This window comes from Blastochloris viridis (assembly GCF_001402875.1).
In the GTDB taxonomy this organism is placed as follows: Bacteria; Pseudomonadota; Alphaproteobacteria; order Rhizobiales; family Xanthobacteraceae; genus Blastochloris; species Blastochloris viridis.
This window is the reverse complement of sequence record NZ_CP012946.1, coordinates 1898745-1916237: the sequence shown is the minus strand read 5'-3', so window position 1 is coordinate 1916237 and position 17493 is coordinate 1898745. Positions and strand designations below refer to the sequence as shown.

At 64.7% G+C, this 17493-nt stretch carries 21 protein-coding genes and 1 tRNA gene; 11 read left to right on the top strand and 11 right to left on the bottom strand.

What is annotated here, in order from left to right:
• Positions 1-304 precede the first annotated feature (304 nt).
• The 6 genes from tcuA to BVIR_RS08500 all read left to right on the top strand — a co-directional run bounded on the left by tcuA (position 305) and on the right by BVIR_RS08500 (position 7508).
• Complete coding sequence (tcuA, locus tag BVIR_RS08525; RefSeq protein WP_055037299.1) at positions 305-1642, top strand: FAD-dependent tricarballylate dehydrogenase TcuA; 1338 nt, start codon at positions 305-307, stop codon at positions 1640-1642.
• Positions 1629-2744 (top strand): tricarballylate utilization 4Fe-4S protein TcuB, encoded by a 1116-nt coding sequence (tcuB, locus tag BVIR_RS08520; RefSeq protein WP_055037298.1) that lies wholly within the window; start codon positions 1629-1631, stop codon positions 2742-2744. Before tcuA ends, tcuB begins: the two co-directional genes overlap by 14 nt.
• A 240-nt stretch (positions 2745-2984) precedes the next feature.
• The gene (locus BVIR_RS08515) at positions 2985-3290 is read left to right on the top strand and encodes a DUF485 domain-containing protein (RefSeq protein WP_055037297.1); all 306 of its coding nucleotides are present in this window, start codon (positions 2985-2987) and stop codon (positions 3288-3290) included.
• Positions 3290-4981 carry a cation acetate symporter gene (locus BVIR_RS08510; RefSeq protein ID WP_055037296.1) on the top strand — a complete coding sequence of 564 codons (1692 nt, stop codon included), beginning with the start codon at positions 3290-3292 and terminating at the stop codon, positions 4979-4981. The genes BVIR_RS08515 and BVIR_RS08510 overlap by 1 nt, the downstream gene beginning before the upstream one ends.
• A gap of 64 nt (positions 4982-5045) precedes the next feature.
• Complete coding sequence (locus tag BVIR_RS08505) at positions 5046-6851, top strand: DUF294 nucleotidyltransferase-like domain-containing protein (RefSeq protein ID WP_145912023.1); 1806 nt, start codon at positions 5046-5048, stop codon at positions 6849-6851.
• Between the two features lie 3 nt (positions 6852-6854).
• Entirely contained in the window at positions 6855-7508 is a 654-nt protein-coding gene (locus BVIR_RS08500; protein ID WP_236823575.1) for a 3'-5' exonuclease, read from the top strand.
• A 78-nt stretch (positions 7509-7586) separates the two neighbouring features.
• On the opposite strand, the gene BVIR_RS08495 is transcribed toward BVIR_RS08500, so the two are convergent.
• Positions 7587-8513: a cation diffusion facilitator family transporter gene (locus BVIR_RS08495; RefSeq protein ID WP_055037295.1), complete on the bottom strand. Its 927-nt coding sequence runs from the start codon at positions 8511-8513 to the stop codon at positions 7587-7589.
• Positions 8514-8537: 24 nt separating this feature from the next.
• On the opposite strand from BVIR_RS08495, the gene BVIR_RS08490 reads away from it, so the two are divergent.
• Positions 8538-8729 (top strand): hypothetical protein, encoded by a 192-nt coding sequence (locus BVIR_RS08490; RefSeq protein WP_055037294.1) that lies wholly within the window; start codon positions 8538-8540, stop codon positions 8727-8729.
• 153 nt (positions 8730-8882) lie between these two features.
• On the opposite strand, the gene BVIR_RS08485 is transcribed toward BVIR_RS08490, so the two are convergent.
• Positions 8883-9572, bottom strand: coding sequence for a TylF/MycF/NovP-related O-methyltransferase (locus BVIR_RS08485; protein WP_055037293.1), 690 nt, complete (start codon positions 9570-9572; stop codon positions 8883-8885).
• 395 nt (positions 9573-9967) lie between these two features.
• Here BVIR_RS08485 and BVIR_RS08480 point away from each other — a divergent pair.
• A tRNA-Gly gene (locus BVIR_RS08480) sits at positions 9968-10041 on the top strand.
• A 57-nt stretch (positions 10042-10098) separates the two neighbouring features.
• On the opposite strand, the gene BVIR_RS08475 is transcribed toward BVIR_RS08480, so the two are convergent.
• Entirely contained in the window at positions 10099-10827 is a 729-nt protein-coding gene (locus BVIR_RS08475) for a site-specific integrase (RefSeq protein WP_145912024.1), read from the bottom strand.
• A gap of 200 nt (positions 10828-11027) precedes the next feature.
• Between BVIR_RS08475 and BVIR_RS08470 the strand changes: the two genes are divergently transcribed.
• On the top strand, positions 11028-12170 hold the full coding sequence (locus tag BVIR_RS08470; protein WP_082416579.1) for an ISAs1 family transposase: 1143 nt from the start codon (positions 11028-11030) through the stop codon (positions 12168-12170).
• Positions 12171-12601: 431 nt separating this feature from the next.
• Here BVIR_RS08470 and BVIR_RS08465 read toward each other — a convergent pair whose 3' ends face one another.
• The 5 genes from BVIR_RS08465 to BVIR_RS08450 all read right to left on the bottom strand — a co-directional run bounded on the left by BVIR_RS08465 (position 12602) and on the right by BVIR_RS08450 (position 14281).
• Positions 12602-12796 (bottom strand): hypothetical protein, encoded by a 195-nt coding sequence (locus tag BVIR_RS08465; RefSeq protein WP_055037291.1) that lies wholly within the window; start codon positions 12794-12796, stop codon positions 12602-12604.
• The gene (locus tag BVIR_RS08460; protein ID WP_145912025.1) at positions 12796-13512 is read right to left on the bottom strand and encodes a hypothetical protein; all 717 of its coding nucleotides are present in this window, start codon (positions 13510-13512) and stop codon (positions 12796-12798) included. The genes BVIR_RS08465 and BVIR_RS08460 overlap by 1 nt, the downstream gene beginning before the upstream one ends.
• Positions 13513-13644: 132 nt before the next feature.
• On the bottom strand, positions 13645-13776 hold the full coding sequence (locus BVIR_RS17320; RefSeq protein WP_257720200.1) for a hypothetical protein: 132 nt from the start codon (positions 13774-13776) through the stop codon (positions 13645-13647).
• Positions 13773-14003 carry a hypothetical protein gene (locus BVIR_RS08455; protein ID WP_055037289.1) on the bottom strand — a complete coding sequence of 77 codons (231 nt, stop codon included), beginning with the start codon at positions 14001-14003 and terminating at the stop codon, positions 13773-13775. The genes BVIR_RS17320 and BVIR_RS08455 overlap by 4 nt, the downstream gene beginning before the upstream one ends.
• Complete coding sequence (locus BVIR_RS08450) at positions 14000-14281, bottom strand: hypothetical protein (protein ID WP_055037288.1); 282 nt, start codon at positions 14279-14281, stop codon at positions 14000-14002. The genes BVIR_RS08455 and BVIR_RS08450 overlap by 4 nt, the downstream gene beginning before the upstream one ends.
• 83 nt (positions 14282-14364) lie before the next feature.
• Between BVIR_RS08450 and BVIR_RS17080 the strand changes: the two genes are divergently transcribed.
• Both BVIR_RS17080 and BVIR_RS16785 read left to right on the top strand, forming a co-directional pair.
• Complete coding sequence (locus BVIR_RS17080; protein WP_179944852.1) at positions 14365-14817, top strand: hypothetical protein; 453 nt, start codon at positions 14365-14367, stop codon at positions 14815-14817.
• A 75-nt stretch (positions 14818-14892) separates the two neighbouring features.
• Positions 14893-15090 carry a hypothetical protein gene (locus tag BVIR_RS16785; protein WP_060833001.1) on the top strand — a complete coding sequence of 66 codons (198 nt, stop codon included), beginning with the start codon at positions 14893-14895 and terminating at the stop codon, positions 15088-15090.
• 166 nt (positions 15091-15256) lie between these two features.
• Here the strand turns inward: BVIR_RS16785 and BVIR_RS16355 are convergent, their stop codons facing one another.
• The 3 genes from BVIR_RS16355 to BVIR_RS08435 form a co-directional block, all read right to left on the bottom strand.
• Complete coding sequence (locus tag BVIR_RS16355) at positions 15257-15841, bottom strand: hypothetical protein (protein ID WP_236823574.1); 585 nt, start codon at positions 15839-15841, stop codon at positions 15257-15259.
• A gap of 56 nt (positions 15842-15897) precedes the next feature.
• Positions 15898-16080 (bottom strand): hypothetical protein, encoded by a 183-nt coding sequence (locus tag BVIR_RS08440; protein WP_055037286.1) that lies wholly within the window; start codon positions 16078-16080, stop codon positions 15898-15900.
• A 364-nt stretch (positions 16081-16444) separates the two neighbouring features.
• Positions 16445-17485, bottom strand: coding sequence for a hypothetical protein (locus BVIR_RS08435; RefSeq protein WP_055037285.1), 1041 nt, complete (start codon positions 17483-17485; stop codon positions 16445-16447).
• Positions 17486-17493 lie beyond the last annotated feature (8 nt).

Sequence of the window (17493 nt, the reverse complement as noted above, 5' to 3'; positions counted from 1 at the left end):
CTGACTTCATCAGGTCGGATGCTCTAGGTCTTTGTTATTTCGCATTTTCTTTCGCACAACCGGATCCCACTTGTGCGGAAAATGCGCTAGTGGAGCGAATTTGACATTTGAGTCCCGGCTGCGCCACGTGCGTTCTCAAATGTCAAATTCAAAAGCTCCACTCGATTCAGCAACTTGCTAGTGGTCCTTTGATTCCGACATTTGCATCCCGCTTGGGGCAACTCGCGAGCAAATGTCGGAATCGGACCACTAGCCGGGGCCGCGACGCCCTGCGGCTGCGGCGCCCGCGACGGAGCGTTCGACCATGCGCCGGGATGTGAGCTGCGACGTGCTGGTGGCCGGCGGCGGCATCGCCGGTTTGACGGCGGCCATCGCCGCCCGCCGGGCCGGCGCCGCGGTGCTGGTGGTGGACGCAGCGCCGCCGGCGCTGCGCGGCGGCAACGCTCGCCACGGCCGCAACCTCCGCCTGATGCACGCCGGCCCGACCGAGCTGATGCCGGGGGCCTATGACGAGGCGGCGTTTCTGGCCGACCTCGACCGCGTCACCGAAGGCGCGCACGATGCCGGCGTCGCCAGCCGGCTGATCCGGGCCAGCGCCGACATCCCAGCATGGCTGGCCGGCTGCGGCGTCGCGTTCCAGCGGCCGGGCGGCTCGCTGCCGCCCTCGCGCAAGACCGCCTACTTCCTCGGCGGCGGCAAGGCGGTGGTCAACGCGCTCTACGCCGAGGCGGCGCGCTGCGGCGTTGCGGTGTGGCACGAGGCCGAGGTGACGGGCCTTGCGGCCGAGCACGGTCTCGCCATCGAGGTTCGGCGAGACGGCCAGACCCACGCGGTTCGGCCCGCCGCGGCGGTGGCGGCGGCCGGCGGCCATCAATCCGATCTCGCCTGGCTCGCGCGCGACTTCGGCCCGGCGGCGGCGCGCTTTGCCATCCGCGGTACGCCGTTCGACACCGGCCGCGTGCTGCGTGTTCTGCTGGATTTGGGCGCGCGACCGGCCGGGGCGGCGGGACGCGGCCACCTCGTCGCGGTCGACGCCCGCGGCCCGAAGTTCGACGGCGGCATCGTCACGCGGGTCGAGGCCATCCCGTTCGGGCTGGTGGTCGACCGCGCCGGCCGCCGGCTCGATGACGAATCGGCCGATCCCGCCCGCACCCATTTCGCCAAATGGGGGCGGCTGCTGGCCGAGCGCGGCGATGCGGTGCTGATTCTCGACGCCGACGGCGAGCGGCAGGCGCCGGTGGCGGCGCTGGCGCCAATCCGCGCCGCGACGCTGGCGGAGCTCGCCGGTTGCGTCGGCATCGAGCCGTCGGCGCTTGTCGCGGCGGCGGCGGCGTTCAATGCCCGCGCTGACCGGCCGGCTGGGCTGATCGTGCCGCCCTTCGCAGCCATCCCGATGTGTCCGGGGCTGACCTTTACCCATTTCGGGGTGGCGGTGGACCAAACCATGCAAGTGACGATGACCAGCGGCGCGGCGCTGCCCGGTGTCTTCGCGGCCGGCGCCATCATGGCGGCGGCGATGCTCGGCCGCGGCTATCTCGCCGGGCTCGGCCTCACCATCGCGGTCGCGTCCGGGCGGATTGCCGGCGAGGCGGCGGCGCGATTGGCGTCAAACGGGGCGCGGAGCCAGCATGTCGGACCCTGACGACGAGGCCCGCCGCATCCTGCGCATCTGCCAGGCCTGCATGTATTGCGAAGGCTTCTGCGCCACCTTCCCGGCGCTCGGCCGGCTGCGCGAGCTGCCGGACGGCGACCTCGACTATCTGGCAAACCTCTGCCACGGCTGCCGCGACTGCTACTTCGCCTGCCAGTACGCGCCGCCGCACGTCTTCGACGTCAACGTGCCGCGCACCCTGGCGCGGGTGCGCCAGCAAAGCTATGCCCGCCACGCTTGGCCGCGCCGGCTCGGCGCCGCGTTTGCCGCCAATGGCAGGCGGGTGGCGCTGGCGGTCGCCGCGGTCGTGGCGCTGGCGCTGGCGGCCACAGTGCTGTCGGTGCCGGGCGAGGCGCTGTTCGCGGCGCACCGCGGGGAGGGGGCGTTCTACCGCGTGATCCCGTGGGCGGTGATGGCCGGTGCCGCCGCCGCGGCGCTGGCGTGGGCGGTGGTGGCGCTTTGTCTCGCCACGCTGGCGTTCTGGCGGGCGATTCGCATCCCGGCGTCAGTGCCGGCGACGGTGGCGGCGCTGCCGCGGGCGCTGTCCGACATCGTCACGCTGCGCAATCTCGGCGGTGCCGGCTGCGCCGTGGCCGAGGGCGCCGCCCCGCAGCGCCGGCGGCTGTTGCACCAGATCATGGTGCTCGGGCTCGGGCTGTGCGTGGTCGCCACCTTGGCTGCTGGGTTCTACGGCCACGTGCTCGGCCGGGAGGCGCCATACCCGCTGCTCAGCCTGCCGGTGCTGGCCGGGCTTTGCGGCGGCGTGCTGCTCACCGTCGGCGCCGGCGGCCTGTTGGCGGTGAAGCGGCAGGCCGATTCGGCACCGCTGGCGCCGGAAACCTCTGGCGGCGAGGTCGTTGCGCTGGCGCTGCTCGCGGCGGTCGGCGTGAGCGGGCTTGTCGTTCTCGCGCTGCGTGACACCGCTGCAATGGCGCTGGTGCTGGCGTTCCACCTCGGACTCGTGGTCGGCCTGTTCGCGGCGCTGCCGTTTTCGAAACTTATCCACGCACCATTTCGCGCCGCGGCGCTGCTGCGGGCGGCGATCGAACAGCGCGCGGCGGATGCTGCCGCCCGGCCGCAACGCGAACGCTGATCGCGGTTCTCGCGCCGGCGCGAGCCAACGTCCACCGTCGACGATCCTCGATCCATGGCCCAAAGTCGCAAGACTTATTGCGAACTGACGGCTGCTTGCACCCTGACTAGTTTCGCTTGCAATCGGCAGCATGGCGGCGTCACGTTGGGGCGGACACCGGCAGGGTTGTCGTTGGCGGGCAAGAAACGTCGACGCCAGATCGACGCGCCTTTCCGCGGGAACCACGAGAGGAAACCACCCATGGACACGGACATCGTCGGCCGAATTTCGGCCAATCCACATTTCAAGGAGCTGGTCGCCCGCCGAACCAGCTTCGCCTGGCTCCTGACCGGGGCAATGCTGGTGATCTATTTCGGCTTCATCTTGCTGGTTGCGTTTGCGAAGGGGTTCCTCGCCATCCGCATTGGCACCAGCGTTACCACCATCGGCATTCCGATCGGCCTCGGCGTCATCGTTGCCGCTTTCGTCCTCACCGGGATTTATGTCCGGCGCGCCAATTCGCAGTTCGACGCTCTGACCCGCAAGATCGTCGAGGAGACCAAGTGATGAGCCGGCTTACGACACTTCTACTGGTCTCGGCCGCGATCCTCGCACCCGAGCTGGCGAGCGCCGCCGGCGTGCAGGGCGACGTCACCAAGCAGGCCACCAACTGGTCGGCCATCGGCATGTTTCTCGGCTTCGTCACGCTGACGCTGGCGATCACCTGGTGGGCGGCCAAGCGCACCAAGTCGGCGGCCGCGTTCTATTCCGCTGGCGGCGGCATCACCGCCGGGCAGAACGGCCTTGCCATCGCCGGCGACTACATGTCGGCTGCCTCGTTCCTCGGCATCTCCGGCCTTGTTTACACCTCCGGCTATGACGGGCTGGTCTATTCGGTCGGCTGGCTGGTCGGCTGGCCGATCGTGACCTTCCTGATCGCCGAACAGCTGCGCAACCTCGGAAAATACACCTTCGCCGACGTCGCCTCGTTCCGGCTCGGCCAGACCCAGATCCGCGTGCTGGCGGCGTGCGGCTCGCTGGTCACGGTGGCATTCTACCTGATCGCCCAGATGGTCGGTGCCGGCAAGCTGATCCAGATCCTGTTCGGAATGGACTATCTCTACGCCGTGCTGATGGTCGGTGCCCTCATGGTCACCTACGTCACCTTCGGCGGCATGGTGGCCACCACCTGGGTGCAGATCATCAAGGCCTGCCTGCTGCTCGGCGGCGCGACCTTCATGGCGCTGGCGGTGCTGTTCACCTTCGGCTTCAACCCCGAGGCGCTGTTCGCCAGGGCGGTGGAGGTTCACCCACTCGGCCAGAAGATCATGTCGCCGGGTTCGCTGATCAGCGATCCGATCTCGGCGATTTCGCTCGGCGTGGCGCTGATGTTCGGCACCGCCGGCCTGCCCCACATCCTGATGCGCTTCTTCACCGTCGCCGACGCCAAGGCCGCCCGCAAATCGGTGTTCTACGCCACCGGCTTCATCGGCTATTTCTACATCCTCACCTTCATCATCGGCTTCGGCGCCATCACCCTGGTTTCGACCAACCCGCAGTTCCTCGATCCCACGATCCTTGCCACCAAGGGCCCGATCGCGGCGATCCTGGGCGGCTCCAACATGGCGGCGGTGCATCTGGCCAACGCGGTCGGCGGCAACATCTTCCTCGGCTTCATCGCCGCGGTTGCCTTCGCCACCATCCTGGCGGTGGTGTCGGGACTCGCTCTGGCCGGCGCCTCGGCGATCTCGCACGACATCTATGCGTCGGTGATCAAGAAGGGCCGCGCCAACGAGCAGGATGAGATCCGCGTCTCGAAGATCGCCACCGTGTTCCTTGGCATCCTGGCCGTGCTGCTCGGCATCGTGTTCGAACAGCAGAACGTCGCCTACATGGTGGGGCTTGCCTTCGCCATCGCCTGCTCGTGCAACTTCCCGGTGCTGGTGATGTCGATCTTCTGGAAGAACCTCACCACCATGGGCGCGCTGGTTGGCGGGTTCGCCGGCCTGATCTCCTCGGTGACGCTGGTGGTGGTCGGCCCGACGGTGTGGGTCGGCGTGCTCGGCAATCCCAAGGGGTCGGCGCCATTCCCGTACGAAAACCCGGCGCTGTTCTCGATGTCGCTGGCCTTCTTCACCATCTGGCTGGTGTCGACCCTCGACCGCTCCAAGCGCGCGGCCGAGGACCGGGCTGGGTTCCCCGCCCAGTACGTCCGCTGCCAGACCGGCATCGGCGCGTCGAAATCCGCCGCGCACTGAGCCATCTCCGTCGGCCGGGGCGGTCCGCCGCCCCGGCCTTTTCCTTCCCGCTCGGGAGGGGCCGATGCCCAAGGTGTTCGACCGCCACGCGCCGCCGTTCGACCGGCTCACAGGTCCTGAGATCGAGGACGTGAGGGCGGCGCTCGATATCGGCTATTTTCGTCCCGGCGACGTGCTGTTGCACCGCGGCGCGCCGGCCGAGGCGCTCTACGTCGTGGTCAAGGGTGCGGTCGAGGAGCGCGACTCCAGCGAGGTCATCGACCTGCTCGGCCCCAAGCGCATGTTCGACAGCCGTGCCATCGTGCAGGGCGCCTGCGCCCACGATTTCATCGCCGCCGAGGAAACGCTGGCCTACGTGCTGCCGCGCGACAAGGCGCTCGATCTGATGCGCCGTAATCCGGCATTTGCCGCCCATTTCTATCGCGAAACCTCCGACAAGCTGGAGGCGTTTGCCAGCCGCTCCGAGCTGCGCGAGGTCGGCGCCTTGATGCGCGCGCACGTCGCCGAGCTGACGCTGTCGCCGGCGGTGGAGATCGACGGCGACCGCAGCCTCGCCGAGGCCGGCCACCTGATGAACGACTGCCACGTCGACGCGCTGATCGTCCACGAGGGCGGCCGCACCGGCATCGCCACCGGCATGACGCTGGCGAAGGCCGTGGTGCTGGAGGGCAGGCCGCTCACCGCCCGCATCGGCGACGTCGCCCGCTACGGCCTCGTCACCGTCAGCCCGCAGGATTTCGTCGCCACCGCGCTGGTGGCGATGACCCGGCACAACAAGCGGCGCCTGGTGGTGCGCGAGGGCGACACGTTTCTCGGCTTCCTGGAGGACATCCACTTGCTGGGATTCATCGCCGGATCGAGCCCTGTGGTGACGGGGCGCATCGAACGCGCGTCCACGGTGGCCGATCTGGCGCCGGCCGCGCGCGAAATTGCCGGCCAGGTCGAGCGGCTGCACCGCCAGGGCCTGAAAGTGCAGGCCATCGCCGAGATCACCTCCGACCTCAACCGCCGCCTGCTGCGCCGGCTGTTCGAGATCACCGCGCCCGAGGAGATCAGGCGCAAGGGCTGCCTGATCGTGATGGGGTCGGAAGGCCGCGGCGAGCAGACCATGCGCACCGACCAGGACAACGGCCTGCTGCTGGCCGAGCCGGTCGATGCGGCCGAACTCGACGCCTTCCGCCGCCGCTTCTCCGATGCGCTGATCGGCTTCGGCTTTCCGCCCTGCCCGGGCAATGTGATGGTGTCGAATCCGAAATGGTCGCGCACCGTCGAGGAGTTCGAATCCGAATTTCGCCGCTGGGCGGTGGTGCCGGAGGAGCACGCCTTCCTCGACACCGCGATCTTCTTCGATGCCCAGGCGGTGGCGGGCGAGGCCCGCCTGCTCGACCACGCCAAGCTTGCCCTGATCGAGACTCTGAAGGGTGAGAAGGTGTGGCTCGGCCACTTCGCCCGCGCTATCGAGCAGTTCACCGTGCCGGTCGGCTTCTTCCGCTCCTTCATCACCGCCGAGGGCCGGAAGGGCGATGCGCTCGACGTCAAGAAGGGCGGCATCTTTCCCATCGTCCACGGCATCCGGGCGATGGCGCTCGAACTCGGCCTCACCGAGACCTCGACCAGCCGCCGCATCGAGCTGGTGTCGGCGTGGGGGGTGTTCGGGGCGGATTTCGCCCACGAGCTCAACCAGGCCTTTTTGTTCCTGTCGGAGCTGAAGCTCGACGCCCAGCTCAAAGCCCTGCGCGGCATCGGCGACGGCCTGGTGCGGCCGACCGAGATGTCGGCGATCGAGCGCGACCTGCTGCGCGACGCGCTCTTCGCGGTAAAGCAGTTCCGCGATATCGTGCGCCGCCACTTCAATCTCTCGGTGTTTTGAGCCGTGCCGTTCCGCCCGCTGGTCCGCCTGATCGATCGTCTGGCGATGACCGACCGCCGCTACGCCTTCCTGTTCGAGAAGGACGTCAGCGGCGAGGCGGTGTCGATCGATTGCGAAACCACCGGGCTCGACCCCTGGCAGGACGAGATCGTCGCGGTGGCGGCGATCCCGATCCGGGATGGCCGCATCCTCACCAGCGGGCGCTACGAGGCATTGGTGCGCCCGACCGGGCCGGTGGGAGCGACCTCGATCAAGATCCACCAGCTGCGCGAGATCGACCTCGCGAAGGCGCGGCCGATGGCGGAAATTTTGCCCGAGCTGATGGCGTTCATCGGGCCGCGGCCGCTGGTCGGCTACTATCTCGAATTCGACGTGGCGATGCTGAACCGCTACCTGCTCAGCGCCGCCAACATCCATGTCCCCAACCGGCTGGTCGAGATCTCGCGGCTCTACTACGAGCGCAAATACGGCGACGCCCCGCCCGGCACCGAGATCGACCTCCGTTTTTCCGCGATCGCCCAGGACCTCGGCGTGCCGGAGCGGCCGGTGCACGACGCGTTCAACGACGCGCTGATGGCGGCGATGATGTACGTCAAGCTGATCGACTATATCGCCCGCGGCATCCGCATCCCGCGCACGCGGAACTGGGATCCCTGACGCCTGTTTCGCAGCAGCGAGCCCCCGGCTTGCAAACGAAAATGCTGCGGGTCGAACAGCTGGTCGGGCGATTTCGGCTCAATCCGCCCATTCCGGATCGGTGGTAAAAACGATCGTCAGCCAGCGGTCGGGGCTCTCGCCGCCGACCAGCTCGCCGATCTCGTCGCGGATGCGGTCCCACTCCTCCAGCCTTTTGGCCGGCCAGCCGATGGGGACGATGAAATAAAGCTCGATCTGCCGGCCGCGGCCGACCGTTGCGACATAGGCGCGATAGGACACGAAGCCGTATCGCTGCACGACGTCCTGCGCCAGGGTGTCGACGTGCTGCTTGAGGTCCGCGGGCGTCACCAGCAGGACCTCGGCCAACGCCTGCCGGATCGTGGCGATCGGCATCGGGATCACCACCAGACAGACCAGCGCCAGCACGGCCGGGTCGATATAGGGCGACACCCACTCGAGGCCGGTGCCGCGGATCAGATAGCCGAACACGAATGCGACGAGCAGCGCCGCGGTCAACGCCGCCGACATCAGCCACGCCCGCGCGTCCAGCGCCAGGAAATTCGAGCGGATCGCGCGGTTGGCCCGGATGTCGAAGATCGCCATGCCGGTGGCGATGACGACGGTCAGCGCCGCATAGACGATGGCCTGATCGAACGCGAGCTGGCGCCCGCCGGCCATCAGGCTTTCGATGGCGGTGATCAGCGCATAGATCGCGGCGCCGGTCAGCAAGGTGCCGTTCAGGCCGAGAACCATGGGCTCGAGGTGCCAGAACCCCATGGTGAAGCGTTCGACCAGCTTGCTCTTGGCCGGGGCGGTGGCGGTCGAGGCGCTGATGAGGTTCGACACCAGCAGCGCCACCACGGTCATGGTGGCGTCGGTCAGCGAATAGACGCCGTCGAACACGATCGAGGATGAGCCTGACAGGATGCCGAACAGGATGCCGAGGCCGGCCAGGATCACCGTCACCACGATCGAAATGCGAAGGACGCCCTGTTCGGTCTTCAATTCGGCCCCCTTGAATCGTTTGGGATGGCTTCATGCGAAATCCGGCCGATCGGCCGGCATTTCGTGGTCCAGATCAGCGAAATTGCGTCCGCCGATCACGACGACATCATCCGGAAACCGTATCACGGCGCAACTGAGCAGCGGCGCTGGACATTGGCGAGCGCGGGCGGTGTGCGCGGCGCCGTCGCGGGACAGCCAGATCGCGGTGGCATCTGAGCCAAGCCATCGATGTTGGGCAGCGCGGCGTTCAGCGGGCAGGGCGGGTGAGCCGCAGTGCCGGTGTCGAAGGTCGCCAGCTCCGGCCGGGCCGGCGGCCGGGCTTTCTGACCTGAAATTTTATGCTAGACATATCAGAAGATTAGCCGGATTTCATCCCATTCTATTGAAGATGAATCCTTGCCCGTGCCACCCATAGCTGACGTACGGCGTCAGCTCGGCCATGGGGGACGCGGGATCGTTGTTGATTTGGTCGATCCAGTCGGACAGCGCCCGACGTTCGCCGCGGTCGTTGCTGGCATTGAACGCATTGAAGTCGTCGAACAGCAGGATCGTGCCGCTTTCCAGCCGTGGGCCGATGAAGTTCAGGACCTGAAGCGCCGAACTGTAAAGGTCGCAGTCGATGTGGACGATGGCGGCGCGAATGGCGGGATCGATCTCGATTGTATCGAGCGCCGAGAACCATGTCTTATAGAAGTGGATCGGAGCCAGGGCGTGAACATCATGCTGGCGCAGGAACTCTTTGACCTGATCGACGCCAAACGAGAATTGGCCTTGCTGAAACTGCCTTGAGTCTGCGTCGAGGCCTTCGAGCGGTGGCAAGCCCTCGAAGCTGTCGAACAGGTGGAATTCTATGTTCAGATTGTGCTTTGCCGCGGCTCTGAGCGCCGATACCGCGGAACGGCCGGCTCCGACGCCAAACTCGAAATAATGGCCCGGAACCTTGCTTTCCCGCGCCCAAAAAGCCGCGAGAGAATGAACGTCCACCCGCCCGGTCGCAGACCGCAGCGACGGCCATTCGTCACCATAAAGCAGCGGATCGAGCTGATCGGTTCTGGGCATGCCGATGCCGGGGTTCGCGTGCGCGTCGCGACGGCGATCATAGCCGATTTCGCCGGCTTTGCCCGCATGGCGCGCCTGTTTCCGTCCTGACAGCTACCGGACGGTTCGGCCGTGCACCCTGATCACCGAGCCTCGCCGAGAGAGCCTTGATCGGAACGGGATTTTTCGGCGACCGGACGACGAAACGTCGCCCTGATCGGCCCGCCACCGCCCGATGCGGCGGAACCGGTTATCGCCGCCAGTCGCCAGCGCGAAGACCGCCGGCGACAGCGGAAATATCGCCAGCCGGTGCTGGAGAACAGCGCCGAGCGCACCGCAATCCTTGACGCTTCCGCGGAAATTTGAAATCTACGTCTGGCGATGCATCGTGAGACGGCCGCATGGCCGCTCCCGGCGCGGGTGTAGCTCAATGGTAGAGCAACAGCCTTCCAAGCTGATGACGAGGGTTCGATTCCCTTCACCCGCTCCAATGTTTTCAATGGGTTGCCTCATGTGGGGCGCCTCATTCTGACAAGTGATCTGCTGCTCATTCTGACAAATCGTCCGTTTTCGTTCTCGTCGCCCTCCTCTTTTTCGCCCCAGCCGCCACCTGCTTCATTGTTCGTTTGGCGTAGCGCGGGAGAACCCGCGCGGACTTCTGGCGGCTTACTGCCCTGATTTCGGAGTCGGTCATGTCGGCGTCGGCTGACTCCGTGAAACCGCCGTGCCGGAACGAGGTGAAGGTCAGGCTGTCACGCAGCCTAGCGGCCCGGATGATCCGCTTCACGATCCGGGACATATGCGTAAGGTCGATGGATTCCCCGGTCGGCCACGGCCTGCGGTCGCCCCAATCCCGGCGGATCATCAGCCCCCCGATCCGCTCGCGCTTGAGGGCGTCAAGCTCGGCCATCAGCTCGGGATAGAGCGGCACGCCGGCATCGTCGAACAGCGGAATCCATGCTTCCTCGCCGTTCTTGGGATGCAGCACGCGGACGGTGTTGGGTCGTTCCTTTGGGCGATAGTGCGCCACGTCGAACGCGCCGAAGACGTGCTTCTCACGCTGCAGCCACTCCCAGGCGATCAGCGCGGCCGTCGCGAGCGACGGGTGCCCCAACTCGACCGCCTTGCCGCGGAATGCCTGGAGGTCATCGAAGGCCGCGGTAGGCGTCTCGCGGGTCGAAGACTTGAGCCCCATCTGGGCGAAGGGATTCGCTTGCGGGACGGTGCCCGGATTCCGCCGGCCGGCGACGTTCCACGCCCGCCGGCAGGTTTTCATTGCGTGATTGACCGTGGTGCGCCGCTCGCGCTCGACGACGGCGCCATCCGGCCGAGTCTCGGTGACGATTAACAGCTTCTCATAAAGCGTGTCGACGACGGCGCTGGTGATGGCCAGGGCGATCGGGTGAAGAAAGGGGTGACAAAGGCCTGAAGTGCTGAATCTGTCGGTTCCTCCGATTCGGATGCGGAGGATGGGCGATGGAGCCAGCGGAACCGGACTTTGCCGCGCTTGGGGAAGCTCTTGTTTTCCTGGACTATTTCAAGGACATGCCCGACCCGCGCCAGCGCGGCAAGGTGATGTACTCGCTGGAGGAGGTGCTGCTGCTGTGCCTGCTGGCGGTGCTGGCCGGCGCCGAGACCTTCGTCGACATCGCAAGGTTCGGCGAGACGAAGCTCGACCTGCTGCGCCGGTTCCGCACGTTTCTCCATGGCACCCCCTCGCACGACCACCTCGGCGACATCCTCGCCACCCTCGATGCTGCGCAGTTCCAGCGTTGCTTCGTCGCCTGGGTGGCGGCGGTGACCGGGGCGCCCGCAGACGTGATCGCCATCGACGGCAAGACGCTGCGCCGCTCGGCTAAGAGGGACGCCAAGGCGGCGGTCCACATGGTGTCCGCCTTCGCGGCGCGCCAGCGCCTGGTGCTCGGCCAGGTCAAGGTGGCCGACAAGTCGAACGAGATCGTCGCCATCCCCCAACTGCTCTCCCTGCTGTCGATCGAGGGCGCCATCGTCACCATCGACGCCATGGGCTGCCAGCGCGCCATCGCCGCGCAAATCCTCGCCCAGAAGGCCGACTATGTGCTGGCCCTGAAAGGCAACCAGGGCAGCTTGCGAGAGGACGTCGAGCTGTTCGCCGCCGAGCAGAAAGCCAATGGTTTCAAGGACACAGCGATCAGCCGCCATCACAGCGTCGATGGCGATCACGGCCGCATCGAGACCCGCACCACCACGGTGATGCACGACGTGGCTTGGCTCCGAGACCGTCACGATTGGCCCGGCCTGACCAGTGTCGTCATGGTCGAAAGCATGCGCGAGATCGGCGCCAAGTGCGAGCAGGAGACCCGCTTCTACATCGCCTCGCTGGCGTCCCCGGCCGACCAGCTCGGACCCGTCATCCGCAGCCATTGGGCGGTGGAGAACAGCCTGCATTGGATCATGGACATGGTGTTCCGCGATGACGACTGCCGCGTCCGCACCGATCACGCCCCCGCCAATTTCACCACCCTCAAGCACATGGCCCTCAATCTCATCCGCAAGGCCCCGGGCAAGGATTCTCTCCGCCTCAAGCGAAAAGTCGCCGCCTGGGACGACGACTTCCTCGCAAGTCTCCTGGCAGCGTGATTTTTCACCCGATTGCCCTGTGGTGATGGCCGACAGCCGCACTTGGCCGAGCCGGCGCCCGTCTTTCATCACGTATCCGCCGACGAGGCGCATTCCGCTCTCGTGGTTTCGCTTCGTCCGCATGTCGAGCTTCGTGTAGCGGCGATCGGCGCGGAACTCGGCGAACACCCAATCGAGCGTCCCGTGAGCGGCAACGTCGACCGCAACGGCATCGCTCGCGCCACCGGTCCGCCAGGAGTCGAACGCTGGCAGAAGGACCGTCTCGGCCCGGCGGACCGCGGCCTCGTAGTCGGGGCCGAGGGATTCGTTCTTGACCGGGCAACCGGCTCGACGAGCCCAAGTCGGCACGTTGAAGAAGTGCCCCCAGCCACCGCCCCTAAGCGGCTTGCGCAAGGTGTAGCGCGGCAATGGCAGCGCTGTCCGCGGCGGTTTCAAATCAGCGCCCTGACGTTATCCGAGGTGTCGTCGGTCACGATCTCTGCCGCCGATGGCGTCTTCCCGATGTCGATTTCGATGTCTCCGCCCTTTCGGACTGTCACCCGGAAAGAGGCGACACCAGCGTCGACCGTGGCCTTGATGGCGCGGGTCAGGGCTTGCTTGGCGAAGGGGATGGGGCTGCGGGCCATCAGGCGTCTCCGCGTCGCAACGCCTTCGCGAAGCGCTGCAACAGCTCAAAATTGATCTTCATCGAACGCTCCACCAATCCCGTAAAGTCATTGTCTTGCTCGTTGAAATTCAACCAAAACGCAATCTTGGAGCCATCTTTCCTATATATCGGCGTGTATTCCCAGCTAAGCATCTGTTCATACGTGCACGCCAACAAAACGAACTCAGCGAAGTTTCGATCCGGATCGTAAGCGATAGTCGAGCATGCTACCTCACCATATACTTCCGGATATTCTGCCAGGACATCGATGACGATTTCGATTACGTCAACGAGATTAAATTCTCGCGCTTTTTTTGTATCGCGCGCAGCAATCACGATCTTGTGGAACGGAGCGCGCTTATTGATGGGGTCGAGCGGTCTATGCTTAGACCACTCGCTATCATTGAAATAGCGCGTGAAATCATCGCCGATATTTACGGGGTCATCAAAAAAGAGCTTCTGAAGAGCGTTTCCGCTGATCCGGCACCGCTCAACGCGCTTTAGCGCATCCGGCGCTGTACGGCTGGAGGCGCCTGTCATCAGGGCGGCTACGAGGTTGGCGAGGTGGCGCGCGGTCGCCTTTGGCCGATTACGGATCGACCTCGTCTGGCGCACATATTGGTCGTTCTCGCGAAGACGACGGATGACCTCCGCAGCGTGCGAATCGGGGATCCCGAACGCCTGTCCGGCGATCATGGCAACGTCAGCGGTCCTGTCCGTTTCAGAGCACATGACGCTTTATGGGCAATTGCCTGGAAATATGCAACGACTATCCGGGCAACTGCCCAACAAACTTGACGGTCGCCCGGCCGAAGCCGGGGCCTGGAATCAGTGCGGCCGGGGCCACTGGTAGGCGTAGACGCCCCGCGGCTCGGGCAGCGTGGCCCGGCCGAGCGCGAAGCCGGCCAGGACAGAGACGGCGCAGCAGAACAGCGCCACGGGCAGCAGGGGCTCAATCATGATACGCCTCCATCGACGCCCTGGAGGCGGTCCCTGACCGGCTTAAGGTCGCGAAGGACGGACTCGATGGTGGCGGCCACTGCATCCAGCGCCTCTTCGTCGAGCCAGCCGCGATTGTCCGACTGCAGCGCGAGCCAGCAGGTGCGCAGTTTGTCCAAGCCGCGATCCATGAGGTCGCCGGCAGGGATCGACTCGGCAGGCAGCGTAATGGCGTCAGGCGCTCTCATGCCCGGCCCTCCCGCTTGCGCTCCTGCAGTTCTTCGAGGAGCGCCTCGACCTCGTCGAGCTTGCCCTTGAGGGCGTTGACGCCGGCGATGATGGCGTTGCTGATGGCGGGATCGACGCCCCGCAAAGCCTCGCCGGCCAGATAGAGCAGTTCTGTGAGGTGCTGCGCCGTGTTCAGCTCGTCCATCGCGTCGATCAGCGACGCCGGCTTGGGCGCATCGGGCTCGGAATTTTGGCAAGCGGGTTCGTTCGCGCTATCAGCGCGGGCAGCCTGGGTCATAGGTCACCTCTGTGGTTCAGGTTAGGCCCGGTGCGGGAGCTTCCACCTTCCCGCCGGGCCGTTTTTGTGGTACCACAGCGATCATGAAAAAGCAAACCGTGGAACCAAAGAAGCGGCGCGGACCGCCGCCGACAGGCAAAGGCGAGTCGGTGCATCTTAGATTGCAGCCCGAGATCATGGCTGCGCTCGATGCGTGGCGTCATGGTCAGCCTGACGCGCCGACTCGCCCGGAGGCCGTCCGCAGGCTGGTCGAGCGTGAATTGACCGCGTCAGTCGGCCAAATGGCCACCGATGGCAAAAGCCATGAGACGTCGCCCGCGGCCGTCACGTTTCTTGCCGCCCTCTATGCGATCCGAAACAGCGCCCAGATAGGGGCCATCGCGGAAGCTTTGGAGCAAGGCGACGTTGAGGGCGCGATCCGCGCCGTTGGGTTCGAGCCCGCCATGTTCCGAGCCATGCAAAGTGCGGCAAAAGAAACCGCCGAAGCCCCGGATAGAGAATTGGCACTGGAAGCCGACGCCGAGCTGAAGCGGTAATCTCACAAACGCGATGACACCCAAAGCGAAAGATCGGCGAAGGGTCGGGCTAGAGGCTGAGAAAGGAAGGATGAAATGTCGGACGGCAAGATTACGGCCACCTGCACAAAGTGCAATGTCGAGTTGAGTGTCGCAAATATCGACGACGACAACTCGCTCGTCGTTTGCCCCCAGTGCGGTACCGAATTTGGCAAATGGGGTGAAGTCAAAACAAAGCTAAAGGCCATGCTGGCAGATAAGTTCAAGGATACACCTTGGATCAAGGGCCGCTAAGGCCATCGCCCGCCGCAAGGCGATCTACGAGGCGCTGCACCCGGAGACGGCGCACGGGGCGCCTACGGTAAGTCGCCAAATTGGCGAGACACGCGGGCGCTCGGAAACGCCCCGCTTCACCGCCGCCACCGCGGCGGCCACCGGCATGTCGGAGAGGTCGGCATATTCAAATGCTCATCGGTCCATTTTTGCCTGGACCTGGAAGTTTTGGGTATGGTCTCGGGATAAAAATACCGAGAATGCAATCAAGATTGCGAACGGAAATTTGAACATGACTGCGGCTTTTGAATCCGCACCCCGGATAAATCTGCTCTCCTTCGGTAAACATGCCTCTTACTGTATCAAAAGGCTCTATTTGCAGATCTTCAGCAGACTGATTATCAAGTATGCTGTGCAGATGCTTGATTACCGCACAATCAAGGAATCTTAAAATACGATCCGCATTGGGTTGTCCAGGAGCACTTTTGTTTTCCGGCAAAGGAAGGCCGGCCTTCTCCTGTATTTCTACAAATGATGAATGAGCTTTTCTAATAAGCTCTAAGTTTTCTCTCGCAACGAGGTCGAGGCAGTTTCTAAGGTCAATAGCAGCACCTATTACGAATGGTTCTGTGTAATCTCCCCGACCCTTCTTCCACTCTGCCCATTCCAGAGCACGAAGTGGATCAGATTCCCAAAAATATGCACCAGGTCCCAGCCAATCAAAATCGCGGTTGCTGGGAAGTAGCTCTGTACCATCGTTGAGCGCCGTCAATCCGACTCTTTTATCGCACCCGTGATAACCAAGAACAAATGATGTTGCTAGCCGCGTCAAGCTGCCGACTTCTTCTTCTTTTTCTCTATACCACCAAATTCAACGCGGAGCTGGCCGCTCGTTGTGTAAATACCCTCCGCGATCAGCGAATCCCTTGCGGTTTTGCTGTCGACGACATTTTTTGACGTGTGCTTGTCAATGAGGCGCCGGATGGCTTCTCTGCGCTGCGCGTCCGTCATGATGCCTCCAAACCTGTGCGTGAAACGCACAGGACAAATTATCGACTTCACCCGTTAACTCTACGTTCCGACGCCACGCCCAAACCGCGGGTGATGACGTCAAACGCACTTACCAATCGTACAGATGGTGCCTGATCACACCAGATGGCATCTGATCGCATCTGCGCCCCTGATCGCCCCTGATCGCCCCTGATCGCCCCAAAGACACTAATGCTCACTGTTGGGGCGTCAAGGCAGCTTTACGCCTATGTTGAATTACAAATGCAATTGGGACCGCTGAGCCTTCGAACATGCCCTTTGGTCTGCGGTTGAGGATCTTCGGCACCTTCGACGAACCAGGGTTTCCGCCACCGCGGCGGAAACCTCACTCCGCCGCGACCATCTCGCAGGCGAAGCCGCCGGACAGCGGGCGCATCAGGAAGTCGAACACGGGCGGGCTGATCTTCTTGACGCGGCCGGACTTCACCCGGAAGGCAAACCTGACGCATGCGTCGCTGCAATAGGCCGCATCTTTGCGGTTCGCGACGAACCCCTCTCCGCACCAATCGCAGGCCCGTTCGACCTCGTTGAGCTTCTTCCCCTGATCGGCGCAGGCCCGCGAGCAGAAGAGCTGCCCGGCGTTCGTCGGATGAAACACCCCGCCGCATGCCTTGCATGCTCGATCCGGCAACGTGCGCTTCGCGGCGTCGGCGCAGGCCTTGCCGCAGAACTTGGCGTCCAGATTGGCGCTTGTCGGCTGGAACATCGTTCCGCAATGCTCGCACGCCCGCTCCGGAATATCGATGCGCCGGCTTTCCCTTGCGCAGCGTAGCGAGCAGAACCGCGTGTCGGCATTCTCGCGGATCGGCCTGAAGGTCTTTCCGCAACACTCGCACACGCGCGGCTGGTTCTGCTCCCGCAGCACGAGCCTATACGCCGACCACGCCACCTTGTCGCGATGCCAAGCGTCCTCGAACTCGCGATGCTGCAAGGCCGACTTGGCGCACACCGGCGAGCAGAACAGGCGATTTCGGGCGATGTCCTCCTCGTCCAGCGGGCGGGCGCAGTACCGGCAGTTCTCCCGCGGCACCGTGTATTCGCGCTGTCCCTGGTTCCACGTTGGCCGCTCGGCGCCAATCCGGCGCAGTGCCTCGGCGACTATTCCAGCCGCCTCGATGTCAGCCAGCGGCCAACGGTGGCCATCCAGGCATAGGCCGCTGCGCAGGCTTTGCACGCACGCCGCCTCATGCTCGAACGGCGTGAGCTTGAAGGTCTTCAACAACACCGCGACGCTGGCGACGACGTGCTCGCGCTTGTCGCCACGAATGATCCGCTTCGGCTTTTGCCCCGCCAATGTGATTGGCCGCTTGCTCTCGCCGTGGCGATACTCGTTCCAGCCGCTGCATCCGCCGTGCTTCCGTGCCATCGCATCGC